Consider the following 25,503-nt stretch of genomic DNA (forward strand, 5'->3'; position numbering starts at 1 on the left):
GCAGACGCCCATTGTCCCGGCTGCGCGGGTGCATCGCAAATTTTGGGGCGGAAGCAGAAGCAGAAGCAGAAGCCAAGTCCAAGTCCACGTCCACGTCCACGTCCACGTCCAAAGCCCTGCGGCCGATGCTCCTTCGCTGTGCGGGGGCCTGTGGGTTCACGGGACACGCTGCAAGTACGTCCCTGTAAGCTCCGTCGCCGCATCCATGCGGCTCAGGGTCCCGTGAACCCACAGGCCCCCACACTCGACAGTTGGTCGGCGCGCATGCAAAAGCCCACCGGTAGTGCCGGGCGCTGCCCGGCAGCTCTCAGTCTCACCAGTGCGGAAGGATGGTGAGAAGCCGACCACAAAGCGGCACTCGGACACGTAGTGCCGGGCTCTGCCCGGCAGCTCTTCCCCCACCGCCAACGCGGTGAACCGTCCGGAGGTGGCCGGGTGGCCTTGCCCAGGACCGTGTGTTGCCATGGATGGCAACACCGAGCCTCCAGGGATGGATTTACGGCATGTCCTGGGCAAGGCCACCCGGCCACCTCACCGCAGAAACAACCAAAGCGCTGCCTTAGCCGTCAGCAAAAAAACAACAACAACAATCAACCACCAACGTCCCCAGGCTTCTGCCGCAACACGCTTACCGCAAACCCGCCCACGATCAGCACGCCCAGCACCAGCAGCCCCCACAGCAGCCACCGCTTCCAGTCGCGCTGCGGGGTCACGGCCGCGTCGCCACCCAGCACCTGCGCCTGCCCCTGCAGCGTCGCGGCGGCCGGCTGCCATTGCGCGCCCTGCTGCTCGCGCAGTTGCGCGATCACCGTGCCCACCGGCGCATCGCTGCGGCGGGCACGCACGCTGCCGGCGGCCACGCTGTACGGCGGCTCGCCTTGGCTCAGGAACACCAGGGCCTCGGGCTGGTAGCCCAGTTTCAGCGTGGGCGCCTGGTTCGGCTCGGCCTGCGCCGCCACCAGCTTCCAGTAGCGGTCGCGCGTGGGCACCGGCAACGATTGTGTCTGCGACCGACGGCGTTCGGCGGCGTCCTGCACCTGGTAGGCCACCCACGGGCCTGCGCGTACCTGCCACGGCTGCGCAGCATCGTCGCGGCTGAGCAGCGTCCACTGCACAACGCTGTTGTCGGCCGTGCTGATGTCGACCTGCGAGATCGGGAAACGCCCCTGCAACTCGTATTCAAACTCCCCCGGCTTGCCGGCCGCGCCACCCAGTGATTCCCAGCGCCAGTCGATCGCCTCCAGCGCCGGTGCCAGTTCCGCCTGCACGTTGGACAGCACCGGCAGTGCATCGGCACCGATCGGCAGGATGCGGAAATAGCGCGCCTGGCGGCCGATCTCGATGCGCCGCTGCTGCAGGCGCCGCCCATCGTGCTGCAGGTCCACCAGTGGTACGTCGTCGGCAATGCGCTGCCACTGTTGAAGATCGTCGCTGGCCTCCACCCGTACCCGCGCCTGCAGCGACGACTGCGCCTGCCAGTCCAGCCGCAGCGCCTGAACGCCCACCTTCAGCGCACTTGCGTCCACCAGCCACCCGGCGGCCTGCGCACTGCCGCCGCCACTGCGGCCCAGCCGCGCTTCCACCCGGCGCACGCTGCCGTCGGTGTTGCGTTCGGTCAGCAGCTGCAGGTCATCCGCACCGGCACCGGCCATCGCCGGCAGCGGGAACCAGGCCAGGTCCTGCCACTGCGCAGGACGCGCCAGCGGCTGGTCGGCACTCAGCAATGTGGTCGGCAGGGCCTGGCCCTGCGCGTTGAACACCTGCACGTCGGCCAGCCGCGGCGACACCGCGCTGCGGTACACCGCCTCGTCCAGCATCACCCGGTAGGCGCCGGCCTGCGGCTGGGACAGCTGCAACGGCCATTGCTGGCGGTAGTCCTGGCGCGCATCGGCGGCCTGCGCCAGCGACGGCACCGCGGCAAGGGACAGCACGGCGATCAAGGTGCGCAACGTCATCACGACTGAGACTCCACGGTAGCGTCCGGCGCGCGCGGCGGTGCCGGTGCGAGGTAGCCCACGACCGTGCACAGCAGGCCGTAGGCGATGAAGGAGGAAATGCCCAGCAGGTTGCCCAGGTGTTGGCGGTCGATCAGCACCAGCTTGGCCAGCACCACGCCCATCAACACCGCGCCCACCAGCCACAGCGTGCGCTGGCCACGGCGCGAGCCCCACACCCAGCTGATCACGCCGAGCACGCTCCAGACCACGGTGAGGCTGGTCTGGGCCAGGGTCGAGGACCACAGTGCGTCGTTCCACGGCACCGCGCCCCAGTGGTGCACGGTATGCAGGGTGGTGCTGGTAAGCAGGGCGAAACCGGCGATAGCCAGCACCGGGACGCGCCGGCCACGCAGCCCGGCCGGTGCCGGTGCCGACCACAACCAGCGTGCCGCCAGGGCGAGCACGGCCAGCTGCGCCAGTTCCATCGGATTGAGCAGGGGCAGCCACGGCAGCGGTGCCGGCGAGGCCGGTTGAACCAGCAGACACAGCCAGCTCACGCCCAGCACCCCGAACAGCGTGGCGGCAAGTGCGGTGCGCAGTACGTCGAAGCGTGCCCCCAACGGCATCGCCAGCCACGGCCAGCGCAGCAGCGCGGTGGCGGCCACCAGCAGCCACGGCAGCAACGCCAGTGCCAACGACCAGCCCTGCGCCAGCGCGAAGCGATCGGCCAGCCACATGCATGCCAGCGACACCACGCTGGGCCACAACAGCCACCAGCTGAACTGTGCGGCCAGCGCCACCCGGTCCTGCCCACCGCGCAGGCACCACAGGCTGCGCACGCCCAGCAGCGCGAACACGGCCCAGGCCAGCGCGCCGTAGCCGGCGAACGGCTGCTGGTGCACGTCGGCCTGCCACAGTGCCAGCGGGAACGCGGCCAGCAGCATCGCCAGCGTGGTCAGCACCAGCGCGCGGGCCGGTGCACGGCGATGCACTTCGGCCGCCCCCCACGCGCTCAAGGCCACCGCGATCAGCAGCGCGTCCGGGCGGCTGTCGCGTGCGACGAAGCGGCCTACCTCGTGGACCACGCCGCCCAACCACCACAGCAGGCCCCACAGGTAATAGACGATGGCCGGCGCATCCTGGCGCGCGCGCCGGTAGCACCACGCCGAGGCGAAGCCGGCCACGGCCAGCAGCAACCCGCTCATGAAAGTGGGGTTGGCAATCGCCGTGGCATCGTTGTGCCAGTAATCGGCGCCCACCACGAACCCGAACGCCGCACCCAGCTGCAGCAGCGCGCCGGCGATCTGGGGCAGCCACCGCTTCTGGCGCAGGCCCAGCCAGACCAGCCCGGCCCCTTCCAGCGCGAACACGCTGGCGGTGGCGCGCGCGGACAGCGCGAGCGGTACCGCCAGGGTGGCAAAGCCCACGGCCAGCACTGCGTGCGACTGGCCCAGCGCGGCGTAGCGCGCGCGCCGGATCAGCGCCCAGCCGAGCACCGCATACAGCGCGGCCAGGCCCAGTGCACACAGCGCCAGCGCGAGCCGGTCGTCATGCAGCATGCCGGCCTGCAGCGAGAAGGCGATCAGCGGCGTACCGAACACCAGGCTGCCGTCGACCAGGTCGCGCTTCTCCGCCGGCTGGCGGCGTGCATACAGGATCGGAATCAGCAGGTAGAAGGCGAAGAACAGCAGCAGGAACGGTTCGGTGCTGCTGAACTTGTCCGCGTTGTATTGCAGCACGCCCCACGCGGTGCCGATGCCGAAGGTGAAGGCAAACCCGAGCAGGTTGAGTACCCGCCACGGACGCCACCAGGCAATGGCCAGGATCGCCGCATTGAGCACCGCGTAATAGGAGAACAGCGCGACGTGGTTGCCGCTGCCCGTGGACAGCCAGATCGGCGCCATGAACCCGGCCAGGATGCCGAGCACCGCCAACGTGCGCGAATTCTGCACCACCGCCAGCACCCCCATGCCGGCGATCAGCAGCACGCTCATCGCAAACGCCGGCAGGGCATCGATCAGGTCGTAGCGCTTGAACGCGGCGAAGACGGTCAGCAGCAGCACGCCGATCGCCCCGCCCTGCAGCGCCAGCGCGAACAGGCGCCGGCGGTCGCGCTGGACCCAGCCGAACACCAGCCCGCCCAGCGCGGCAGCGGCAATGGCGGCCAGCCGCAGCTCGATCGGCGCGTTCAACCAGCCCTGGTCGCTGGCGTACTTGAGCAGCGCGGCGACACCGGCCAGCAGCACCAGCATGCCGATCTTGACCGGCACGTTGCCGTCGGTGAACCAGTGTTTGATGGCCCCCACAATGCGTTCGCCCAGACCCGGCTCCGAAGGCGGTGGCGGCGCGCTCGGTGCCGGCGGCAGCGGTGGCGGCCGGCTGGGGGGCGCGGCAGGCGCCGGGTCAGCAGCTGCGGCAGGTGCGGCCAAGGCCGATGCGTCCGGCATGGCCGGCCCGGTCCTGGTGGCAGGCGCTTGGGCAGCGTCGGCAACCGGGACGCGTGCCTGGTAAGGCTGGTCGGCCCAATGCACCGAGCGCACCTCCGGCGCGTCGGCGTGTGCGGGGTCAGCGACGTTGGCCGGTCGGCCCTCGAACTGCTGCAGTTCCAACGCGGCAACCCGCCGGCGCAGGCCGGCGATCATCACCAGCGCCACGATCAGCAGCACCGGGATCAGCAGCAGCACCACCGCTACCAAGGCAATCAACGCTTCCATTCCACGCCATCCTCATAGGGAAGCCCCGGCGGCACTTGCCAACACCATGCCGGTGGCACGCGGCCATGCTAATGGATCGGCGGCGGCTGCGGGCGGTCGCCCGCCCGGACCGGTTGCGCCCCCGGAAACGACGAACCCCGGCACGGGGCCGGGGTTCGCAGGACGTACCGAGGACGCGCCGCGCTTACTTGGCGGCGACAACCTTGGCCATTTCCAGGCACTTGTTGGAGTAGCCCCATTCGTTGTCGTACCACGACACCAGCTTGACGAAGGTGCTGTCCAGCGCGATGCCGGCATCGGCGTCGAACACCGAGGTGTGGGTCTCACCGCGGAAATCGGTGGCGACCACCTTGTCTTCGGTGTAGCCCAGGATGCCCTTCAGCGCGCCTTCGCTCTGTGCCTTCACTTCGGCGCAGATCTCGGCGTAGGTGGCTTCCTTTTCCAGCTCGACGGTCAGGTCGACCACCGACACGTCCGAGGTCGGCACGCGGAAGCTCATGCCGGTGAGCTTCTTGTTCAGTTCCGGAATCACCACGCCCACGGCCTTGGCCGCACCGGTGGAGGACGGAATGATGTTCTCCAGGATGCCGCGGCCGCCGCGCCAGTCCTTGTTGGACGGACCATCGACGGTCTTCTGGGTGGCGGTGGCCGCATGCACGGTGGTCATCAGGCCGCGCTTGATGCCCCACTTGTCGTTGATGACCTTGGCCAGCGGGGCCAGGCAGTTGGTGGTGCACGAAGCGTTGGAGATGATGGCCTGGCCGGCGTAGGTGCTGTCGTTCACGCCGAACACGAACATCGGGGTGTCGTCCTTGGACGGGGCCGACAGGATCACCTTCTTGGCGCCGGCATCGATGTGCTTCTGCGCGGTGTCCTTGGTCAGGAACAGGCCGGTGGACTCGATGACGACATCTACGCCGACTTCGTCCCACTTCAGGTTGGCCGGGTCGCGTTCCTGGGTCAGGCGGATCTTCTTGCCGTTGACCAGCAGGTCGCTGCCGGACACTTCCACGTCGGCCTTGAAGCGGCCATGCACAGAGTCGTACTTCAGCATGTACGCCAGGTAGTCCGGCTCCAGCAGATCGTTGATGGCGACGATTTCGATGTCATTGCCGAAGTTCAGCACGGCCGAGCGCAGCACGTTGCGCCCGATGCGACCGAAACCGTTGATGCCAACCTTGATTGCCATGTTCACAAGCTCCTGCAGCCGCGACGGTGCGGCGCCGATGGAAAGGGGCGCTCATTCTAGCAGGGCCAGACCGGACCCGGCCCCCGGGAGGCGAATGGGAACCGGTTACATGTGGAATTTCCTGGATTGATCCGGATCAAGGCGCGGCGGGCCGGGGACGGGAAAACTGACCCCATTCCACCCGCAACGAGACACCCTCATGCGCAACACCTCCCCCCTCCTGCTGTCCGCCCTGGCCGCCGCACTTGCGCTGGCTGCCGCCCCGGCCATGGCCCAGTCCAAGGGCGACTGGACGATCGGTGCCGGCGTGCACCAGGTCGCCCCGAAGTCCAACAACGGCTCGCTGGCCGGCGGCACGTTGAAGGTGGACGTCGACAACGACGTCAAGCCGACCATCACCGGTGAGTACTTCATTGCCGACAATCTGGGCATCGAGATCCTGGCCGCGCTGCCGTTCAAGCACGACATCAACATCGCCGGTCTGGGCAACGTGGGCAGCACCAAGCACCTGCCGCCGGTGGTGTCACTGCAGTACCACTTCAACAGCAAGGGCAAGGTGTCCCCGTTCGTGGGCGCCGGCATCAACTACACCACTTTCTTCAGCGAGAAGACCAGCGGGGCGCTGGCCGGCAGCAAGCTGAAGATGGACGACTCCTGGGGCCTGGCCGCCCATGCTGGTCTGGATTTCGCGATCAACGACAAGGGCTCGCTGCGCGTCGATGTGCGCTGGATGGACATCGACAGCAAGGTGAAGCTCGACGGCGAGAAGATCGGCACCGTCAACATCGACCCGCTGGCCTACGGCGTGTCCTACGTGTTCAAGTTCTGATCGGCGGATCAGGACTGACAAGCGCAACACCCCTCGCAGCAAGCGTTTATCCCCGGCTTCGGCCGGGGATTTTTTTTGGTTTTTCTCTCCTTTGCAGGGCAAGCAGAAACGTGCGATGAGGCTTTCCAGGTGCAGCCGTCGGTGGGTCGGGCGCTGGGACCCCATGCCCTTTCCGGCGAATGTCCCCCGGCGTCGGCCTGCGGCCGCCACCTCCTCCTTTATTTCGCCTCCAAGGGCATGGGGKSCCAGCGCCCRACCCACCSACAGCGCCAGAAAAGCCTGGCGTCCCCTCCTTTCCTTACCGCAAGCCGAGCCCCGTAGCAGCCGGTAGGCTCCTGGGCAAAATAAAGGAGGAGGCCGCCACGCGGCCGGGGGACATTTGCACCAGGGGCCTACCGGCTGCTACGGGGCCCTCACGCTCGCGGCCGGCCCGATCGGAGATCGCCAGTCGATCCAAACGAGAACCACTTTCTGGATCGAAAGGCAGCCGCCCATGGGGTGGCTCTACCGTGGTGCAAGAAGATGCCGGGCTGCGGCCTGCGCATGCAGCGCTGCCGTGTCGAACAGCGGTACGGTGGCATCCTCGTCGCCCACCAGCAGCATGATCTCGGTGCAGCCCAGGATGATCGCCTGCGCGCCGCGGTCCACCAGCCGCTGCATCACCGCGCGGTACACCGCGCGCGATGGATCCAGCACCCGCCCCTGCACCAGTTCCTCGTAGATGATCCGGTGCACCTGCGCACGGTCGTCGGCATCGGGCACCAGGACCTCCAGCCCGTGCCGCTGCGCCAGCCGCACCCGGTAGAAATCCTGCTCCATGGTAAAGGCCGTACCGAGCAACCCCACTCGCGCAAGCCCCAGCGCGCCGATCGCCTCCCCCACCGGATCGGCGATGTGCAGCAACGGCACCTCCACCGCTGCCTGCACCTCGTCGGCCATCAAGTGCATCGTGTTGGTACAGATCACCAGCGCGGTAGCCCCGGCCCCCTGCAGCCGACGCGCAACATCGACCATGGTTGCCGTGGCGGCGGCCCAGTCGCCCGCCCGCTGCATCGCCTCGATATCGGCGAAGTCGAATGACCACAGCAGCATGCGCGCCGAGTGCATCCCGCCCAAGGCATCGCGTACCTGCTCATTGATCATCCGGTAGTAGTGCGCCGAACTTTCCCAGCTCATCCCGCCGATCAGACCCAAGACCTTCTGCACTGCCGCTGCTCCCGTCGTCGTCCAGGTCCCAGCCTATCGCCCGCGCGTGCCGCCAGCCAGATCCGGCCAAGCCTCCCCGCAGGCAGCCCGCTAGAATGAGGCCGATGAAGATCGCCTCCCTGATTCCGGCCACGGCCCTCGCCCTGGCCCTCACCCTTGTTTCCACCGATGCCCTGGCCTGGGGCGCACAAGGCCACCGCCTGGTCGCCCGCGTCGCCGAAACGCGCCTCACCCCGGCGGCCCAGGCCGAAGTGAACCGCCTGCTCGCCAACGAACCGGACCCCACCCTGCACGCCATCGCCCCCTGGGCCGACCAGCTGCGCGCCAAGGACCCGGGCCTGGGCAAGCGCTCGGCGCGCTGGCATTACGTCAACATCGGCGAAGACAACTGCCACTACGAAGCACAGAAGCACTGCAAGGGCGGCAACTGCATTGTCGAGGCGTTGAAGGTGCAGACCGCGATCCTCGGCGACCGCAGCAAAAGCGATGCCGAGCGCGCCCAGGCGCTGAAGTTCGTGGTGCATTTCACCGGTGACATCCACCAGCCCATGCATGCCGGTTACGGCCACGACAAGGGCGGCAACGACTTCCAGGTGCAGTTCAACAACCGCGGCACCAACCTGCACTCGCTGTGGGACAGCGGCATGCTCAACGAGCTCAAGCTCGATGACGACCAGTACCTCAAACGCCTGATGGCCCTGCCTGCACCCAAGCTGGGCAAGCGCTCCAGCATCAACACCGACGCGGTGCAGTGGGCCGAGGCCAGCTGCCGCATCGCCATTGCACCTGGCGTTTACCCCGGCAAGCGTACGCTGGCCCCGGAGTATGCCGCGACCTACCGCCCGGTCGCGGAACAGGAGCTGCGCCTGGCCGGCGAACGCCTGGCCGTGCTGCTCAACGCCACACTGGGCAAACGCTGAGGAACCCCCATGTCACTGCACGTCGCCAGTTTCTTCCACCCCGACAGCCATACCTTCAGCTACGTGGTGCATGATCCGGCGACGTTGCAGGCTGCGGTGATCGACCCGGTGCTGGACTACGACCCGGACACCGACGCGCTGGGTGCCGGGCCGCTGCAGCCGCTGCTTGCCCACGTGCAGGACAACGCGCTGCAGGTGCACTGGCTGCTGGAAACCCACGCCCATGCCGACCACGTCAGCGCCGGCCGCTGGCTCAAGCAGCACTGGCCACAGGCCACGCTGGCGATGGGCGACGGGATCGTGCAGGTGCAGAAGACCTTTGCACCGCGGTATGCGCTGGAAGTGCCGACCGACGGTTCGCAGTTCGACCACCTGTTCGCCGATGGCGAGCATTTCGCACTGGGTGGCATCGATGCCGAGGTGATCGCGGTGCCCGGCCACACCAGCGACAGCGTGGCCTACCGCATCGGCGATGCGCTGTTCACCGGGGACTCGCTGTTCATGCCCGATGGCGGCACCGCCCGCTGCGATTTCCCCGGCGGCGATGCGGCGCAGCTGTATCGGTCGATTCAGCGCCTGCTGGCGCTCCCCGACGCCACCCGCGTGTTCATCTGCCACGACTATGGCCCCGGTGGGCGCGCGGTGGCCAACCAGACCACCATCGGCGAACAGCGCGCACGCAACATCCACCTGCGCGACGGGGTCAGCGAAGCCGACTTCGTCGCCACCCGACAGGCACGCGATGCGACGCTGGCCGAGCCCGCGCTGATGCACCCCTCGGTAAAGGCCAACATCCAGGGCGGACCACCAAAGTAGCGCGGGGCTATGCCCCGCTGCCTCACCGATCACGTAGAGCGGGGCTCTGCCCCGCTGCCTTCCTCTGCCGCCGCGCAGCCACCCATGGGGTGGCTCTACCCGGTAGGTAGCGTAGCCACCCATGGGGTGGCTCTACCGCCCCTGACGATGCACGGTCTGTTTGCCTTTCACGATCTCGAAGGTGAAGGCATACAGCAGGCTCACCGGCACCGGTTCGACGCGTTCGGCGCCGGTGCAGTCGCTACGGTCCCCCGGCACGTGACCCGCAGGGTAGTGGCACACCGCCGCAGGCGAGTAACGCCACTGCGCCACCGCGGCCTGTGCCGCTTCCACCAACGGCGCGTTCTCGGGCATGCCGCCGGCCTTGCATTCGGCCCGGTCAAGCAGCGCCAGGCTGCGCTCCACCCGGCCGTCGGCATCCACCACCACCTGCAGGCAGACCATCGTAGGCGCCAGCTCGCGGCGGGGATCGCGGTCGCCCAACACCGGGTCGGGTGCGGCGTACAGCTGCGGCATCCGGTACCCCTGGCTGGACTGCAGCTGATACGGCTGCACCGCGCCCGCCCCACCGTCGCCATCACTCCGCAGGCGCTGCAGGTTCACGTTCTCCGTGCGGGTGTCCACCGTGTCTGTCGTGGTCAGCGGCGGATGAGCGGCACAGCCGCTCACCAGCAGTGTGAGCGTCATCGCCCGCAGTCCCTGCTTCACTGTGTCGGGGCCTTCTCGTTCATCTCGTAGGTCATCGGGATCTTCAACGCCGAGGCAACGGCAGTTCCATTCCGGCGTGCCGGCTCGAAGGTCCATCGCTTCGCCGCGGCGATCGAGGCCTCATCGAACACGCCGGCCGGGGTGGAGCTCAGCACACTGACATCGCCCACCGCTCCAGTTGCATCGACCTCCACGCGCAGCACCACCTTGCCGGAGATCCCCTGGTCGAGCGCAGCCTTGGGATACGTCGGTGGTCCCATGTCACGCGTCTGTGCGTCCACGTCGCCCTTGGCAGCCTTGGTGGCTGCAGCCGGTTCGGCAGTGATCGACGGCCCCGCGCCTGCGCCGCCCTGGCTGGCCCACGCCACCGTTCCCATCCCCACGCACAGCCCCATCACCAGCACCTGCCCGGTCATCCACGGCAGTGCTTTCCGCTTGTGTTCCTTCAACATGGCAATTCGCTCCTTCAACATCGGTTGGCTGCGCCAATGGCAGGCCATCGGTGCAACCGGGTGAACCAACTGCGCCTTGAGCAGCGCGTTGGCGTAGAGCCGGCGCAGGGCCGGATGCGGGTCGACCGTGCGTGCGTCGCAGGCCAGCTCCTGGTCACGCAGGAACCGGCGCGCCGCCCACGGCAGCAGCGGATGGAACCAGAACACGCAGCGCAGTAGCGCCAGCACGGCGTTGGCCCAGGGATCGCCATGGCGGCGATGGCTGCGTTCATGCTGCAGAATCAGATCCTGTTCGGCCGGGCTGAAATCTGCCTCGAAGGCCGGGCCCACCACGATGCGCGGTGCCCACAGCCCCACCAACGCCGGCAGGCCGGGGTCGGCGCTGGCCTGCCAGGTGCCGTCGGCGCGGGGCCGCAACGTGCCCATGGCCCGCTCGAAGCGGCGTTGTGCGCGCCAGCTTGCACCGCCCATGCCCAGTGCCCCCAGTGCCCACGCCAGCAGCAGCAACCACGGCCACGCGGGTGCGGCGGGCACCACGACCGGCGCGGTCCAGGCGACGGCGGCGGCCAGCACGGGCAATGCATCGACCATCGGCCCCATCGGCAACGGCAGGTGCAGCGCCCCCAGCAGTACCGGCACGCACCACCAACTGCGATACACCAGTGCCGCCCCACCCAAGGCCAGCAACAGCGGTCGCAGCGCGGCCAGCAGCACCACCGTGATCGCCAGCCACACACTGGCCTGCAGGAGTGCGTTGAGCGACTCAGCCATGGTCCAGCCCCTCGATCAGCGCCTTGAGCTCGGCGATATCCTGCGGACTGAGTGCTCCGCGCTGGCTGAAGTGCGCCACCAGCGGTGCCACGCGCCCGTCGAACAGCTTGTCCAGCATGCCGCTGCTCTGTTCGGCCACCCAGGCCTGGCGCTGCAGCACCGGCGAGTAGAGGTAGCGACGCCCATCGCGGCTGGCGCTGATCGCGCCCTTGGTCAACAACCGGTTGAGCAGGGTCTTGATGGTGGGCTCGGCCCAGTCACGCTCCGCCAGGGCGGCCACCACCTCGTCGGCGCCCAGCGGGTGGCTGCGCCACAACACGTCCATCACCACCGCTTCGGCTTCGCTGATCTGGCTCATCATTTACATCCGTAATCGACGGTCCGATTACGCCCGTAATCGAATCGCCTGTCAACCCCTTCGACGGTCGGTTCATGCGCCCGCTGCGAGGATCGAGGCATTGCCTGCGGAGCCTGCGATGAAACGCTACCGAACGCTGGACTACCCGGTGGACGAGGTCCGTCGCTTCCTGGAACCCGGCCCGGTGGTGCTGGTCAGTTCGGCGTGGAAGGGCCAGCGCAACGTCATGACGCTGGGCTGGCACACGGTGCTGGCGTTCACGCCATCGCTGCTGGGGACGATGATTTCCAGCGGAAACCACAGCTTCGAGCTGATCCGGCGCAGCCGCCAGTGCGTGATCAACCTGCCCACCGTCGACCTGCTCGACACCGTGGTGGGCATTGGCAACTGCAGCGGCGCCGAGGTCGACAAGTTCGAACGCTTCGGGCTGGATACCACCCCCGCCCACGACGTGGATGCGCCGCTGCTGACGCAGTGCCCGGCCAGCTTCGAGTGCCGGCTGCACGATGCCAGTCAGGTAGAGCGGCACGGCCTTTTCATCTGGGAAGTGGTCAAGGCGCACGTGGCGAAGGTGCCCAAACGGCCCCGAACCCTGCACTACCGTGGCAATGGGCAGTTCATGCTGTCCGGCGCCGAAGTGTCGCGTCGCCGTCTGTTCAAACCGGAAATGCTGTAATGGCCCGCATGACTCTGCAGGATGGTGCTGGATGACCGATCACCTTACCGACCTCGACGCGGCCACCGACTGGTTGCTGCAGCGGGTGGACGGCCCGCTGCGCATCGGCGCGCCGCTGGCCCTGGGCAAACCGCATCGGCTGCTCAATGCGCTGTATGCGCGCGTGGAAAACGATCCCGCACGGCCGCTGCAGATCTACACCGCGCTGTCGCTGAACCCGCCCAGGCCCGCAGCGGGCGGGTTGGAAGCGCGCTTCATGGCGCCATTCGCGCAACGCCATTTCGGCGACGACTTCCCGCGCCTGGCGTATGCCGACGCGATGGTCCGCGACCGCCTGCCGGCGCACGTGCAGGTGGAAGAGTTCTACATGCAGTCCGGCGCCCTGCTCGGCTCCTCGCAGGCGCAGCGCAGCTACACCAGCCTCAACTACACCCATGCCGCCGATGCGGTGGCGCAGCGCGCGCCGCATGCGATCGTGCAGAAGGTGGCGATGCGGCCGGACGATCGGCGGCTGTCGCTGTCGTGCAACAACGACATCACCCAGGACACCCTGGATGCGATGGCCGCGCGTGGCCTGCCGCGTCCGCTGATGATCGCCGAAATCGACCCGCAGCTGCCCTACCTGGGCGGCTCGGCGACGGTGGATGTGAGCTTCTTCGACCTGGTGATCACCCCGCCGCCGCCCTACCCCGCTCTGTTCGGGCTGCCGCGGCAACCGGTCAGCGATGCCGACTACGCCATCGGCCTGTATGCCAGCGCGCTGGTCCGGGATGGCGGTACGCTGCAGATCGGCATTGGCACGCTGGCCGACGCAATCAGCCACGCGCTGGTGCTGCGGCATACCGACAACGCCCGCTACCGGCAGATCCTGCACGCGCTGGATCCGAGCCTGGCCAGCCACCCCACCGTGCTCGAATGCGGTGGCCTGGACCCGTTCGAGATCGGCCTGTATGGCTGCAGCGAGATGCTCAACGAGGGCTTCCGGCGGCTGGTGCAGACCGGGGTGATCCGGCGCAAGGTGCATGACGATCTGGGGCTGATGCAGCGCATCGAGAACGGCAGCACCCTGACCATCGACCACGCGACGCTGGAGGCCGAAGGCGAATACCTGCATGGCGCGTTCTACCTGGGCTCGCCGGAGTTCTACCAGTGGCTGCGCGACCTGCCGGACGACGAGCGCGGCGCAATCGGCATGCGCCGGATCAGTGAGATCAACCAACTGTACGGGGGCAACGAGGCCCTGGAGCGCGTGCAGCGCCGCCATGCCCGCTTCTTCAACTCCTGCATGATCGCCACCGCGCTGGGTGCGGCAGCCTCCGATGCGCTGGAAGATGGCCGCGTGGTGTCAGGCGTGGGCGGGCAGTACAACTTCGTGGCGATGGCGCACGCGTTGCCTGAAGCCCGCAGCGCGCTGATGTTCCGCGCAGTGCGTGAAGACAAGGGCCAGGTGCAGTCGAACGTGCGCTGGAACTACGGGCACACCACCATCCCGCGGCACCTGCGCGACATCTACATCAACGAGTACGGCATCGCCGACCTGCGCAACCTGACCGACGAGGACTGCGTGACCGGCATGACCGCGATCACCGATGCGACGTTCCAGGCCACGCTGCTGCAGACCGCGAAAGCCGCCAAAAAGCTGGACGCCGCGTTCGTGGCACCGGCGCACTGGGAACAGCGCAACACCGCCAGCGCGGTGAGCGCCGCACTGGCCCCGTTCCGCCAGTCGGGGCTGCTGCCGGACTATCCGCTGGGCAGCGACTTCACCGAGGTCGAACAGCACCTGGTGAAAGCGTTGGGCTGGCTGAAGCAGAACACCCAGACCCGCGGCAGCAAGCTGCGCACGGTGCTGGCCGCCCTGCGCCAGCCGGCCGGCGATGGCGACGCGGTGTACCTGCAGCGGATGGGGCTGGATGCACCGGCGACGTTTGGCGAAAAGGTGGAAGCACGCTTGGTGCGCCTTGGGTTGGCGCGCACCGCGTAGTGGTGAACGCGTGGCCCGGCAATGAAGCGGCGCGCATCGCGCGCCGGTAGAGTCGGTTCCCAAACGACTGCCGAYGGCGGTGCARCATCCGGTAACGCATGACCTGAAACGACGGCGCGTTTCCGTTCGAAGGTCATGCGTCCCAGCAGCGCCCACCCGTGTCGGCAGTCGTTTGGGMACCGACCCTRCCCGCAACAGCAACGGCAGATCCATCGCCTCCGCGCCCAAACGAAGCGGCGCGCATCGCGCGCCGGTAGAGTCGGTTCCCAAACGACTGCCGACGGCGGTGCAGCATCCGGTAACGCATGACCTGAAACGAAGGCGCGTTTCCATTCGTAGGTCATGCGTCCCAGCAGCGCCCACCTGTGTCGGCAGTCGTTTGGGAACCGACCCTGCCCGCAACGGCAACGGCAGATCCATCGCCTCCGCGCCCAAATGAAAACGGCGCTTCCGTTTCGGGAAGCGCCGTTCGCACTACGTCAGTGGCTGACCCTTAGTTGGCCAGCTGCGCCTTGGCTGCCGCCACCACGTGTTCGGTGGTGATGCCAAAGTGCTTGTACAGCGCGTCGGCCGGGGCCGAGGCACCGAAGGTGTCGATACCGATCACCGCACCGTCCAGGCCCACGTACTGGCGCCAGAAACCGGTAACGCCCGCTTCCACCGCCACGCGCTTGCGCACGGCGTTGGGCAGCACGGACTCGCGGTAGGCCGCGTCCTGGCGCTCGAACACGTCGGTGGACGGCATGGACACCACGCGGGTCTTGATCCCGGCGGCATCCAGCTCAGCCTTGGCGGCCACGGCCAGACCCACTTCCGAACCGGTACCGATCAGGATCACGTCCGGCACACCGCCTTCGGCGTCGGCCAGCACGTAGCCACCGCGCGCGATCTGGGCGACCTGCTCGGTGCTGCGCGGCTGGTGCGGCAGGTTCTGGCGGCTGAACACCAGGCAGCTCGGGCCGTCGGTGCGGGTGATCGCCGACTTCCAGCTGACCGCCGACTCGACCGCATCGCACGGGCGCCACACATCGTTGTTGGGGATGTAGCGCAGCGAGGCCAGGTGTTCCACCGGCTGGTGGGTCGGGCCGTCTTCGCCCAGGCCGATCGAGTCGTGGGTGTACACGTGGATGGCATGCGCCGGGATCAACGCGCTCATGCGCACGCCGTTGCGGGCGTAATCGCTGAACACCAGGAAGGTGGCGTCGAACGGAATGAAACCGCCGTGCAGGGCCAGGCCGTTGGCGATGGCGGTCATGCCGAACTCGCGCACGCCGTAGTACACGTAGTTGGCGTTCGGGTCGTCGGTGGCCACCGACTTGCTGGCCTTCCACAGGGTCAGGTTGGAATGGGCCAGATCAGCCGAGCCACCCACCAGTTCCGGCAGCAGCGGCGCGAAGGCTTCAATGGCCAGCTGCGAGGCCTTGCGCGAGGCGATGGTCTGGCCGTCGGCCTGCACCTGGGCGATGTAGGCATCGGCCTTGGCAACGAAGTCGGCCGGCAGTTCGCCGTGCGAGCGACGGGTCAGTTCATCGGCTTCGGCCGGGAAATGCGCGGCGTACTTGTCGAACTGCTGTTCCCACTCGGCCTGGCGCAGGGTGCCGGTACCGCCGGCACGCCAGCCGGCGTAGATCTCTTCGGGGATCTCGAACGGACCGTAGTTCCAGCCCAGCTGCTTGCGGGTGGCCTCCAGTTCGTCCTTGCCCAGCGGCGCGCCGTGGCTGGATTCCTTGCCCGCCTTGCCCGGCGAACCGAAGCCGATCGTGGTGCGGCAGCAGATCAGGGTGGGCTTGTCGAACTGCGCCAGGGCGCTGTCGATGGCCGCCTTGATGCTGTCCGGGTCGTGGCCATCGACGCCGCGCACCACGTTCCAGCCATAGGCTTCGAAACGCTCGGGGGTGTTGTCGGTGAACCAGCCGTCGGTGTTGCCGTCGATGGAGATGTGGTTGTCGTCCCAGAAGCAGACCAGCTTGCCCAGACCCCAGGTGCCGGCCAGCGAGGCGGCTTCGTGCGAAATGCCTTCCATCAGGCAGCCGTCGCCCAGGAACACCCAGGTGCGGTGGTCGACGATCTCGTACTCGGGGCGGTTGTAGCGCTGGGCCAGCAGCTTTTCAGCCAGCGCAAAGCCCACGGCGTTGGCCAGGCCCTGGCCGAGCGGCCCGGTGGTGGTTTCCACGCCGGGGGTTTCATGGTGCTCCGGGTGGCCGGCGGTCTTGCTGCCGAGCTGACGGAACTGCTTGAGCTGTTCGATCGGCAGGTCGTAGCCGCTCAGGTGCAGCAGCGCGTACTGCAGCATCGAGCCGTGGCCGTTGGACAGCACGAAGCGGTCGCGGTTGAACCACTTGGGGTTGTTGGGGTTGTGACGGAGATAGTCGTTCCAGAGGACCTCGGCGATATCGGCCATGCCCATCGGCATGCCGGGATGCCCGGACTTTGCGGTTTCGACCGCATCAGCGGCAAGGAAGCGGATGGCATTGGCCAACTGGCGGCGGGTAGGCTGCGTCATGGTTCTGAGAGTCGGGAGGCTCCCGCGGAGCTGCGGGCAGCCAATTGTCCCACAGACCTCCGGCGGGGTCAGGCCGGGCGTCGGCTTTCTGAACAAAAACGCCCCGCACGGGGGCGGGGCGTTTTCAGGTGCGGTGCGCGGCAGGCCGCGCCACGCCGGGCGATCAGTCGCGCTTGACCTGTTCCGGCACCGGGCTGTCCTCGGTCTCGCCCTTGGCCACCAGGGTGGTCAGGGCCAGGTCGCCGGTGACGTTCAGCGCGGTACGGCACATGTCCAGGAAGTGGTTCACGCCCAGGATCAGGCCAATGCCCAGCGGGTTGACCCCGACCATGGCGCAGATCATCGCCACCACCGGCAACGAGCCCGACGGCACGCCAGCCGTGCCGATGCCGCCCAGGATGCAGACCGCCATCACCATGATCTGCTGGCCGATGCTCAGGTCCACGCCGAAGAACTGGGCCAGGAAGATCACCGTCACGCCTTCGAACAGCGCGGTGCCGTTCTGGTTGGCGGTGGCACCCACGGTCAGCACGAAGCGCGACACCTTCTGCGGCAGGCCCATCTGGTCGGCCACGCGCAGCGCGGTCGGCAGGGTGGCGTTGCTGGAAGCGGTGGAGAAGGCCATCACCGTGGCTTCCTGCGTATCGCGGAAGAACGACAGCGGCGAACGCCCGGACAGCCACACCGCGGTGCCGTAGGTCACCACCATGTGCAGGCCCAGCGCCAGCACCACCACGCCCACGTAGGCGCCCAGGCGGATGATCAGGTCGAAGCCGAACAACGCGGCCAGGTTGAACATGAAACAGGCCACCGCGTACGGGGCCAGCCGGATGACCAGGTTGATCAGCGTCATGGACACTTCGAACACGCCTTCCACGGCGCGACGCAGCGGGGCGACCTTTTCCTCGTCGCTGAGCACCATGCCGATGCCGAACATCAGCGCGAAGAACATCAGCGACAGGATCGCGCCATTGTCCGATGCGGCCTGCAGCACGTTGCTGGGCACGATCGACAGCAGCATGTCCATGCCCTTGGGGGTTTCATGGATACCGGCGACGATTTCCTTGCTGCGCTCGGCGTTCTCCGAGAGCATCTGCGCGGCCACCTGCGGGTCCACCCCGGCGCCGGGCTTGAGCACGTTGACCAGCACCAGCCCGATGCCCACCGCGATGCCCGACAGCAGCACCGTGTAGGCCAGGGTCTTCCAGCCGATCCGGCCGAGCGCGCGGATGTCGCCCATCTCCGATACGCCCATGATCAGCGCCGAGAAGATCAGCGGCACGATCAGCATGAAGATCAGGTTGAGGAACAGCCCCGACAGCGGCGTGGTCACCCAGGCCATTACGCCCTTGGCGAAGTCGGTCAGGCCGGGTACGCCCGGGCCGGCGGCGTGCACGATCAGGCCCAGCACCAGGCCCAGCGCGAAGCCAATGCCCATTTTCCAGTGCAAGGGCAGTTTCTTGCGGGTCGTTGCGGCCTCAGTCATCTAGCAGCTTTCCTGTAAAGAATTGAACGAGCTTAGCAAAGCCGGCCCGACAGGCCCGGCAGCGGATCAAGATCCCGAAGGATATAGAGGCGCCAGCCCATTGTTTTCCGCCACCGCGGCGGCCTGCCAGTGCGGTCCGTCATGGAAGGCCCGGCGCAGCGCCTGCCGCGCGGCGGCCACGTCGCCGCCCTGGCCGGACCAGCGCACCCGCTGCATCGCCAGCAATGCCTCGCGCTGCACCGGGTCGGCCAGCCGTGCCAGCAGGGCCTCCAGACCCACGACCCCACCCATGCTGGCCAGCAGCGCGATGATCTCGTCCAACCCCTGGCTTTCCAGGGCGCGTCGCAGTTCCGCGCGCGGCACCACGACCGCAGGCGAACCGGCTGGGCCCGGCTGCGGGGCGGTGGCGGTATCCCGGCGCTGCACCCGGCGCCAGCCCCACCACAGGGTCAGCAGCCAGAGCACCGCGAATCCGGCGGCGGCCGCGATCCAGCCCCAGGGGCGCGCCGACGCCGGCGGGTCGGCCAGTGGCAGCGCGTTGGAGGCCGGCGGCGCCTCGCCCGGCAGCGCCGACTGGGTGTCCACCGGCACCGCCGCGGCGGCACTGCCCGCCCCCGCTGCGGCGACCTGCAGGGTCAGCGCCGGCAAGCTGGCCGTCCGCGCCTCGCCCGCTTTTACATCCCACCAGGGCATGCTCGGCCCGGGCACGCGCAGGGTGCCCGGCGTGCGCGGCACGATCGAGTAGCGCCGGGTCAGCTTGAGCTGGGGCGTGTTGCCGCTGAAGGTCTCGTCGAACTGGGCCGGTTCGGCGAACACCTGCGCATCGGGGCCGACGTCCAGCACCGGCAGTTCCGGGAACTGCGCGCGGGTGGCGCCTTGGGCAACGGCTTCCACCACGACCGTGGCCGCCTCCCCGGCGCGCGCCTGGGTGGGGGCGGCGGTGTAGCGCAGGCGCAGGTCGTGCAGTGGGAGCCACGGCTGCGCCGCGTTGGCCGGTTGCGGCTGCACCTGCAGCGTGCGCGTCGGCGCCGTTGCGCGCAGCCGTCCGTCGCCACCGAACATGTCATCGAAGAAGCCACCGGCGGCACGTCCGTTGAACTGGGCGGCCGGCAGCTGCAGCGGCCCGCTGCGTTCGGGAATCAGCAGGAAACGCCGCTCCACCAGGTTGTAGCGGCGGCCATTGACCTCGCGCACCAGGCTGCGGTCCTCACCCACCCGCTGCATCGACGCACCGGCCGGGGTATCCAGCAGCAGTTCGCCCGACACCAGCTGCGAGGCGTAGTACAGCCGCACCACCACGCCCACGCTCTGCTGCACATAGGGGGTGAGGTCATCAACCTCGGTTTCCATGAAGACCGCCGCGTTACCCGGAACGGCCGCCGATGCGGCGGTGCTGGCGCCCACCTGCAGCAGCAGCGGCGCGGTGCGGTTGGCCCCCACCTGCAACGCGGGGATCTGCAGCGTGCCCGTGCGACGCGGCGACAGCGCCACCGCGTAGAGATTGCGCGCGGTGGTACCGCCCGTGCCCCATTGCATCTGGCGGCTGCTGGTCTGCCCGCTGAGCTCGAAATCGGCGCGCAGGGGCGCGTAGTCCGGTGCCCCGCCCGCATCGCTCTCGATGTTGAGGGTCACCGTTTCGCCGTCGCTGATCTGCTCGCGGTCCAGCCAGGCACGGGTCTGCGCCTGGGCCCAGCTGCTCGCCGCCAGCAGCAGCCAGCAGCAGCCGCGCATCCAGCGTCGCGTGGTCGAAATGGTGCTCATCGTCCTTCCCGTTTCCTGCGTTCGTTTTCGAGTTGGAACTTGGCGCGCAACAGGCTGCCCGGATCATCCGGCACCCGCCGCATCCAGGCTTCCACGGCTTGGCGCTGCTCGCGCTGCTGTGGGGTTTCCGCGGCCTGCCGTTGCGCCGGGGTGTCCTTGCCGTCCTTGCCCTGCCGCTGCAACGCCTGTTGCATCTGCTGGCGCTGGGCCGCATCGGCCTGGGCCTGGGCGGCGGGGTTGGGATCGGGATTGCCGGCGCCCTGCGTGTCCTTGTCCTTGCCTTGCGCCGGCGTGCCCGGCGGCTGACCAGGGCTCTGCTGCCCGGGCTGCTTCGGCGGCTGGCCGGCGTCCTTGCCCGGTTGGCCCTGGCCCTGCGACGGTGGCGAGGTGGGCGGCTGCTTGCCTTGGCCGTCCTTGGGCGGCGCCGACGGCGGCTTGCGCTTGCGGGCGGCATCCACCGCCGCGCGGTTGGCGACCGCATCGGGCATGCCCGGCGTCTTGCGCAACGCCTTGTCATACGCCTCGATCGCAGCGTCGTACTGACCTTGGCGGGCCAGTGCGTTGCCCAGGTTGTACCAGCCAGCGTCGCTGTCGATGCCGTCGAACTGCGCCTGGGCGGCCTTGAAGTCACCCCGCCGGTAGGCCTCCACACCCGCCGCCAGTGCCTGCTGGTCCACCTGATCGGCACGCGTCCACCAGGTGCCTTCGGCGGCATACGCAGGGGTTGGCAATGCCAGCGGCGCGGCCAGGCAGGCCACCAGCACCACGGCCAGGCCGCGGCGGCGGAACGCCCACAACGACAGCAGCATCAACGGCGGCAACAACCAGAACCCTTCATCGCGCCACGCCATGCCATTGCCATCGCGGCGATCGTCCATGCTTGTCTTGGGAGTCAGCACGCCCAAGGCGCGCAGGTCGCCATCGTCGCTGGCCATCCGCGCGTACTGGCCGCCGCCCGCACTGGCCACCGCGCGCAGGGAGGCTTCGTCCAGGCGCGCCTGGGCAATCTGTCCGTCGCCACTGCGGTAGGCGGCGCCGGTGGGCGTGCCCACGCCAAGTACCGAGACCGTCACGCCCTGGCGCCGCGCCGCGGTGGCCGCGCTGCTGGCGGCAGCGTCGGCACGATCGGTGAGCAGCAGGATGTCACCGCTGCGTGCGCCGGACTGTTGCAGCAGCAGTACGGCCGCATCCAGCGCGCGCTCGGCATGCTGGCCATCACGCGGCATCACGTCTGGTCCCAGCGCGTCCAGGTACAGCGCCACATTGGCGGTATCGGCTGTCAGGGGTGCCACCGTGTACGCATCGTCGGCGTACACCAGCAGGGCAACCTCCCCGCCTTTGCGCTCGCGCAGCAGTGCGGCCAGTTTGGCCCGCGCCTGCAGCAGCCGCGAGGGCGGCAGGTCGGTGGCGGTCACCCGCGAGGACAGGTCCAGCGCCACCACCAGCGGCGCCGGTGATTGCCACAACGGCTGGGCCACCTGCCGCCAGCTGGGGCCGGCCAATGCAACCACGGCCAACGTCCAGCCCAGCAGCAACGCGATCAGGCCGCCCCACGCACGCTGCCCGCCGGCCACCAGCAGGTGGCGCAGCAGATGTGCATCCACGGCAGTGTGCCAGGCGCTGCCGCGGCGGCGGCGCCAGTACCAGAGGGCGGCGATCAGCGGCAGCGCCAGCAGCAGCCACAGCGCCTGCGGGCGCACCAGGTGCAGGGCATTCCAGTCGATGTTCATGCCCACCGCCTTGGCAGCAACCAAGCCAGCCCGGCCAGCAGCAGCGACAGCGCCAACGGCCAGGCATACCGTTCGATGCGCGGTCGCACCGCCGGCCCGGCCGATGCCACCGGTTCCAGCCGCTGCAGTTCGGCATAGATGCCGGCCAGCTCGTCGGTATTGCGCGCGCGGAATGCGCGGCCACCGGTGAGCGTGGCAATCTTCTGCAGGGTGGCTTCATCAACGGGGTCTTCGCCCGGTGCGATCTGCACGCCGAACAGGCTGAAGCCGCCGTCGCCGCCGAAGGCCACGGTGTACACGCGCACGCCTTCGGCCTTGGCCAGTTCTGCCGCGCGCAGCGGTTCGAGCACGCCGGCATTGCTTACGCCGTCGGTGAGCAGGATCAGCACGCGCTGCCCCTGCGGTTGTTCGCGCAGGCGTTTCACCGCCAGCGCGATCGCATCGCCGATGGCGGTTTCGCGCCCGGCCAGGCCAACCACGCTGTCGCCCAGTTGCAGGCGCACGCTGGCCAGGTCGCCGGTCAACGGGGTCAGCGTATAGGCGCGTTCGCCGAAGATCAGCAGACCGACGCGATCACCGGCACGCCGGTCGAGGAAATCCGCCAGCACGGCCTTGGCGGCCGTCAAACGGTCCACCACCTGGTGCCCGAGCAGCATGTCCGCTTCGCTCATGCTGCCCGACACATCGACGGCCAGCATCATCTGTCGTCCCTGCTGCGGCGGCGTCACCGCCTCACCCAGTTGTTGCGGGCGCGCGGCGGCCACGCACAGGCAGGCCCAGGCCAGCCACAGCACCAGCCGCCCCAGCCCCAGCGAACGCCCGCCCGCGGCCACGCCCAACGCCTGCAACTGCGCCGCCGCATAGGGCACGCGCAGTGCGGCAGCGGTGGCGCCGCGCTGTGGCCACCCGTGCATCAGCACCGGCAACGGCAGCGCGGCCAGCATCCAGGGCCAGGCCAGCGTGTCCAACCACGCCAGCCAGTTGGGCAACCAGGCGGCCCAGTGTTCGGGTATCTGCATCGCGATCATCGGCGACGCCCCGCCATCAGTCCCAGGAAACGCCGACGCGCCAATACCCGCAAGCGCGTGGCGGCCTCGGCGTCCACCGTGGGGCGGTAGCCGCCGTCCAACAGCAGCCGGCCATCGCCATCGGAGAAGGCGCGACTGCCGGGTTCATCGAGGAATTCGAGCCAGGCTTCGCCCTGCAGCAGCTCGGCACCGGGTTGATGGGTACGCGCGGCACGGCGCAGCAGCGCGGCGATGGCGGCCACTTCATCCACCGGGGTGGCGGCCTGCGCCACGCCGTCGTCGAACAGGCGCATCCAACGTTGTTCGCGGCGACGGCGACGCGCCCGCCACCACCACAGCAGCGCGACCACACCCAGCAGCGCCGCCAGCACCAGCCACCAGCCCGGGGCCGGTGGCCACCACGGCGGTGACGGCGGCAGGTGCACATCGCGCAGCGGCAGACTGCTGGCCGCGCTCATGCCACCACCGCCGAGGGCATCGGGGTCAACCAGCAGTCGCTGGCGTCATCGGTGGCCACCACATGCACCTGGATGCGGCGCGACGACAGCTGCTTCTGCAGTGTCTCCAACGGGGCCACGAAGCGCGTGCGCCAATGCTCGCGGACGTTGGCGCGGTCCAGGTCGAGCATCACCCGCCGGCCCTCGGACAGGAACGCCAGCGGCGCCGCCGGAGGGGCCAGCTCAAGCGGATCGACCAGCAGCATCACCACCACTTCGTGGTGCATCGCCAGCGCGGTCCAGCGTGCAACGCTGATGGCGGCGGCCTGGCCGGGGTCGGCCAGCACCACCACGCGCGCACCCGGCCGCAGCAGGCGGGCGGCATGTTCCAGTGCACGGTCCAGGCCGGCATCGTCGGAAGGCGGTTCGGCGTACCAGCGGGTCAAGGCATCCAGCACGCGCAGGACGCCCCGGGTGCCACCGGCAGGCGGCACCGGCGCTTCAACCGCACTGCCGCGCAGTGCACCCAGGCGATCGCCCTGGCGCTGCGCCAACCAGGCGGCAATCGCGCCGACGCGCGCGGCCTGCACCGACTTGAAGCGGACCCGGGTGCCGAAATAGAGCACCGGGTCGGTGTCGGCCACCAGCAGGGTCAGGCGCTCGCGTTCGGCCTGGAACAGCTTGGTATGCGCGCGCCCGGTGCGGGCGGTAACACGCCAGTCGATATGCCGGGCGTCGTCACCGGCCACGTACTCGCGCGACTCGGCGTATTCCATGCCGCGCCCCCGCATCGGCGCGGGCGCGCTGCCGGCATGGCCGAGCCGACCCCGCCGGGCTGGCGCCAACCGGTGCGCATTGCGCCGCAAGGCGACCAGTTCGGCCAGGCTGGGGCGCAAGCCGTCGCCCATGGTCGTGCCTGCCACGCTGTCCACGTTGGCGTCCATCGGGATCAGGGTGCCGGTACGCGAGCCAGCAGTTCGGCCACCAGGCGGTCGCCATCCCAGCCTTCGGCGGTGGCTTCGTAACTGGGCAGCACACGGTGGCGCAGCACATCCGGCGCCACGCTGCGCACGTCATCGGGGGTCACGAAGTCGCGGCCGGCCAGCCAGGCGCGCGCACGTGCGCAGCGCTCCAGCGCGATGGAGCCGCGCGGGCTGGCCCCCCAGGCGATGCGACGGGCCAGCGCCGGGTCGTACCGCGACGCATCGCGGGAGGCCAGCACGATTTCGATCAGGTAGCGCTCCAATGCCGGCGCCATGTGCAGTGACAGCACTTCCTTGCGCGCGTCGAACACATCCTGCAGCGGCATCCGCGCCGGCGCCGGCGGCGGTGCACCCAAGGCATCGCGGGCGCGCTCGCGCGCCAGGCGCAGGATCTCCGCTTCGGCATCGGAGTCGGGATAGCCGATGCGTACATGCATCAGGAACCGGTCCAGCTGCGCTTCGGGCAGCGGGAAGGTGCCCTCCTGCTCGATCGGGTTCTGCGTGGCCATCACCAGGAACAACGCCGGCAGCGCGTAGGTGTGGCGGCCGACGGTGACCTGACGCTCGCCCATCGCCTCCAGCAGCGCCGACTGCACCTTGGCCGGCGCACGGTTGATCTCATCGGCCAGCAGGATCGGATGGAAGATCGGCCCCGGCACGAATTCGAAGCGGCCTTCCTGCGGACGCCAGATTTCAGTGCCGGTCAGATCGGCCGGCAACAGGTCCGGGGTGAACTGCACGCGCGAGAAGTCCGCGTCCAGGCGCGCAGCCAGCGCGCGGATGGCGGTGGTCTTGGCCAGGCCCGGCGCGCCTTCGACCAGCAGGTGGCCGTCGGCCAGCAAGGCCGTCAGCAGCCGATCAACCAGCGCCGCCTGTCCGACGATCTCGCCGGCCAGGGCGTCGCGCAGGGCGCGGAAACCCTCGTGGAGGCGGCTATGGGCTGCGTCGGCCGCAGGCGTATCGACCGGGAGGTCAGTCGGGAAATCGGGCATGGGGGGAGGCAGGTTCATGGCGT

20 protein-coding genes are annotated in these 25,503 nt (G+C 68.8%); 5 read left to right on the forward strand and 15 right to left on the reverse strand.

Going from position 1 to position 25,503, the window contains the following annotated elements; translation table 11 throughout:
* Positions 1-590: 590 nt before the first annotated feature.
* The 3 genes from AC1DCJ_RS11130 to gap all read right to left on the reverse strand — a co-directional run bounded on the left by AC1DCJ_RS11130 (position 591) and on the right by gap (position 5,840).
* Complete coding sequence (locus AC1DCJ_RS11130) at positions 591-1,955, reverse strand: DUF3999 domain-containing protein (protein ID WP_478070955.1); 1,365 nt, start codon at positions 1,953-1,955, stop codon at positions 591-593.
* The gene (locus tag AC1DCJ_RS11135; RefSeq protein ID WP_478070956.1) at positions 1,955-4,651 is read right to left on the reverse strand and encodes a DUF2339 domain-containing protein; all 2,697 of its coding nucleotides are present in this window, start codon (positions 4,649-4,651) and stop codon (positions 1,955-1,957) included. Before AC1DCJ_RS11135 ends, AC1DCJ_RS11130 begins: the two co-directional genes overlap by 1 nt.
* A gap of 184 nt (positions 4,652-4,835) precedes the next feature.
* Positions 4,836-5,840: a type I glyceraldehyde-3-phosphate dehydrogenase gene (gene gap / locus AC1DCJ_RS11140; protein ID WP_038686561.1), complete on the reverse strand. Its 1,005-nt coding sequence runs from the start codon at positions 5,838-5,840 to the stop codon at positions 4,836-4,838.
* Positions 5,841-6,039: 199 nt separating this feature from the next.
* On the opposite strand from gap, the gene AC1DCJ_RS11145 reads away from it, so the two are divergent.
* Positions 6,040-6,669, forward strand: a complete 630-nt coding sequence (locus AC1DCJ_RS11145; RefSeq protein WP_038686559.1) for an OmpW/AlkL family protein — start codon at positions 6,040-6,042, stop codon at positions 6,667-6,669.
* 504 nt (positions 6,670-7,173) lie between these two features.
* Here the strand turns inward: AC1DCJ_RS11145 and AC1DCJ_RS11150 are convergent.
* Positions 7,174-7,875, reverse strand: coding sequence for an aspartate/glutamate racemase family protein (locus AC1DCJ_RS11150; protein WP_478070957.1), 702 nt, complete (start codon positions 7,873-7,875; stop codon positions 7,174-7,176).
* A gap of 104 nt (positions 7,876-7,979) precedes the next feature.
* Here AC1DCJ_RS11150 and AC1DCJ_RS11155 point away from each other — a divergent pair, with 104 nt between their 5' ends.
* Positions 7,980-8,795 (forward strand): S1/P1 nuclease, encoded by an 816-nt coding sequence (locus tag AC1DCJ_RS11155; protein WP_478070958.1) that lies wholly within the window; start codon positions 7,980-7,982, stop codon positions 8,793-8,795.
* Positions 8,796-8,804: 9 nt separating this feature from the next.
* Entirely contained in the window at positions 8,805-9,611 is an 807-nt protein-coding gene (locus AC1DCJ_RS11160; RefSeq protein WP_141057426.1) for an MBL fold metallo-hydrolase, read from the forward strand.
* Positions 9,612-9,743: 132 nt separating this feature from the next.
* Here the strand turns inward: AC1DCJ_RS11160 and AC1DCJ_RS11165 are convergent, their stop codons facing one another.
* Genes AC1DCJ_RS11165 through AC1DCJ_RS11175 form a run of 3 tightly spaced genes read right to left on the reverse strand, consistent with a single transcriptional unit; the run spans position 9,744 to position 11,900 of the window.
* The gene (locus AC1DCJ_RS11165; RefSeq protein WP_478070959.1) at positions 9,744-10,298 is read right to left on the reverse strand and encodes a hypothetical protein; all 555 of its coding nucleotides are present in this window, start codon (positions 10,296-10,298) and stop codon (positions 9,744-9,746) included.
* A gap of 17 nt (positions 10,299-10,315) precedes the next feature.
* Positions 10,316-11,542: a M56 family metallopeptidase gene (locus AC1DCJ_RS11170; protein WP_478070960.1), complete on the reverse strand. Its 1,227-nt coding sequence runs from the start codon at positions 11,540-11,542 to the stop codon at positions 10,316-10,318.
* Positions 11,535-11,900, reverse strand: coding sequence for a BlaI/MecI/CopY family transcriptional regulator (locus AC1DCJ_RS11175; protein ID WP_137190198.1), 366 nt, complete (start codon positions 11,898-11,900; stop codon positions 11,535-11,537). The genes AC1DCJ_RS11170 and AC1DCJ_RS11175 overlap by 8 nt, the downstream gene beginning before the upstream one ends.
* A gap of 118 nt (positions 11,901-12,018) precedes the next feature.
* On the opposite strand from AC1DCJ_RS11175, the gene AC1DCJ_RS11180 reads away from it, so the two are divergent.
* The gene (locus tag AC1DCJ_RS11180) at positions 12,019-12,576 is read left to right on the forward strand and encodes a flavin reductase family protein (protein WP_478070961.1); all 558 of its coding nucleotides are present in this window, start codon (positions 12,019-12,021) and stop codon (positions 12,574-12,576) included.
* Between the two features lie 31 nt (positions 12,577-12,607).
* Entirely contained in the window at positions 12,608-14,560 is a 1,953-nt protein-coding gene (locus tag AC1DCJ_RS11185) for an acetyl-CoA hydrolase/transferase C-terminal domain-containing protein (protein ID WP_478070962.1), read from the forward strand.
* Between the two features lie 493 nt (positions 14,561-15,053).
* Here AC1DCJ_RS11185 and tkt read toward each other — a convergent pair whose 3' ends face one another.
* The 8 genes from tkt to AC1DCJ_RS11225 all read right to left on the reverse strand — a co-directional run bounded on the left by tkt (position 15,054) and on the right by AC1DCJ_RS11225 (position 25,498).
* Positions 15,054-17,063 carry a transketolase gene (gene tkt, locus AC1DCJ_RS11190; protein WP_141057420.1) on the reverse strand — a complete coding sequence of 670 codons (2,010 nt, stop codon included), beginning with the start codon at positions 17,061-17,063 and terminating at the stop codon, positions 15,054-15,056.
* Positions 17,064-17,226: 163 nt separating this feature from the next.
* A complete protein-coding gene (locus AC1DCJ_RS11195) occupies positions 17,227-18,549 on the reverse strand; it encodes a dicarboxylate/amino acid:cation symporter (protein ID WP_478070963.1) in 1,323 nt (440 codons plus the stop codon).
* A gap of 66 nt (positions 18,550-18,615) precedes the next feature.
* Positions 18,616-20,310 carry a BatD family protein gene (locus tag AC1DCJ_RS11200; protein WP_478070964.1) on the reverse strand — a complete coding sequence of 565 codons (1,695 nt, stop codon included), beginning with the start codon at positions 20,308-20,310 and terminating at the stop codon, positions 18,616-18,618.
* A complete protein-coding gene (locus AC1DCJ_RS11205; protein WP_478070965.1) occupies positions 20,307-22,040 on the reverse strand; it encodes a VWA domain-containing protein in 1,734 nt (577 codons plus the stop codon). Before AC1DCJ_RS11205 ends, AC1DCJ_RS11200 begins: the two co-directional genes overlap by 4 nt.
* Positions 22,037-23,059, reverse strand: coding sequence for a vWA domain-containing protein (locus AC1DCJ_RS11210; RefSeq protein ID WP_478070966.1), 1,023 nt, complete (start codon positions 23,057-23,059; stop codon positions 22,037-22,039). The genes AC1DCJ_RS11205 and AC1DCJ_RS11210 overlap by 4 nt, the downstream gene beginning before the upstream one ends.
* Positions 23,060-23,064: 5 nt before the next feature.
* A complete protein-coding gene (locus AC1DCJ_RS11215) occupies positions 23,065-23,526 on the reverse strand; it encodes a DUF4381 family protein (RefSeq protein ID WP_478070967.1) in 462 nt (153 codons plus the stop codon).
* The gene (locus AC1DCJ_RS11220; protein ID WP_478070968.1) at positions 23,523-24,449 is read right to left on the reverse strand and encodes a DUF58 domain-containing protein; all 927 of its coding nucleotides are present in this window, start codon (positions 24,447-24,449) and stop codon (positions 23,523-23,525) included. Before AC1DCJ_RS11220 ends, AC1DCJ_RS11215 begins: the two co-directional genes overlap by 4 nt.
* A 5-nt stretch (positions 24,450-24,454) precedes the next feature.
* Positions 24,455-25,498 carry an AAA family ATPase gene (locus AC1DCJ_RS11225; protein WP_394343865.1) on the reverse strand — a complete coding sequence of 348 codons (1,044 nt, stop codon included), beginning with the start codon at positions 25,496-25,498 and terminating at the stop codon, positions 24,455-24,457.
* Between the last annotated feature and the right edge of the window lie 5 nt (positions 25,499-25,503).

Source organism: Stenotrophomonas sp. 10N36 (assembly GCF_056395005.1).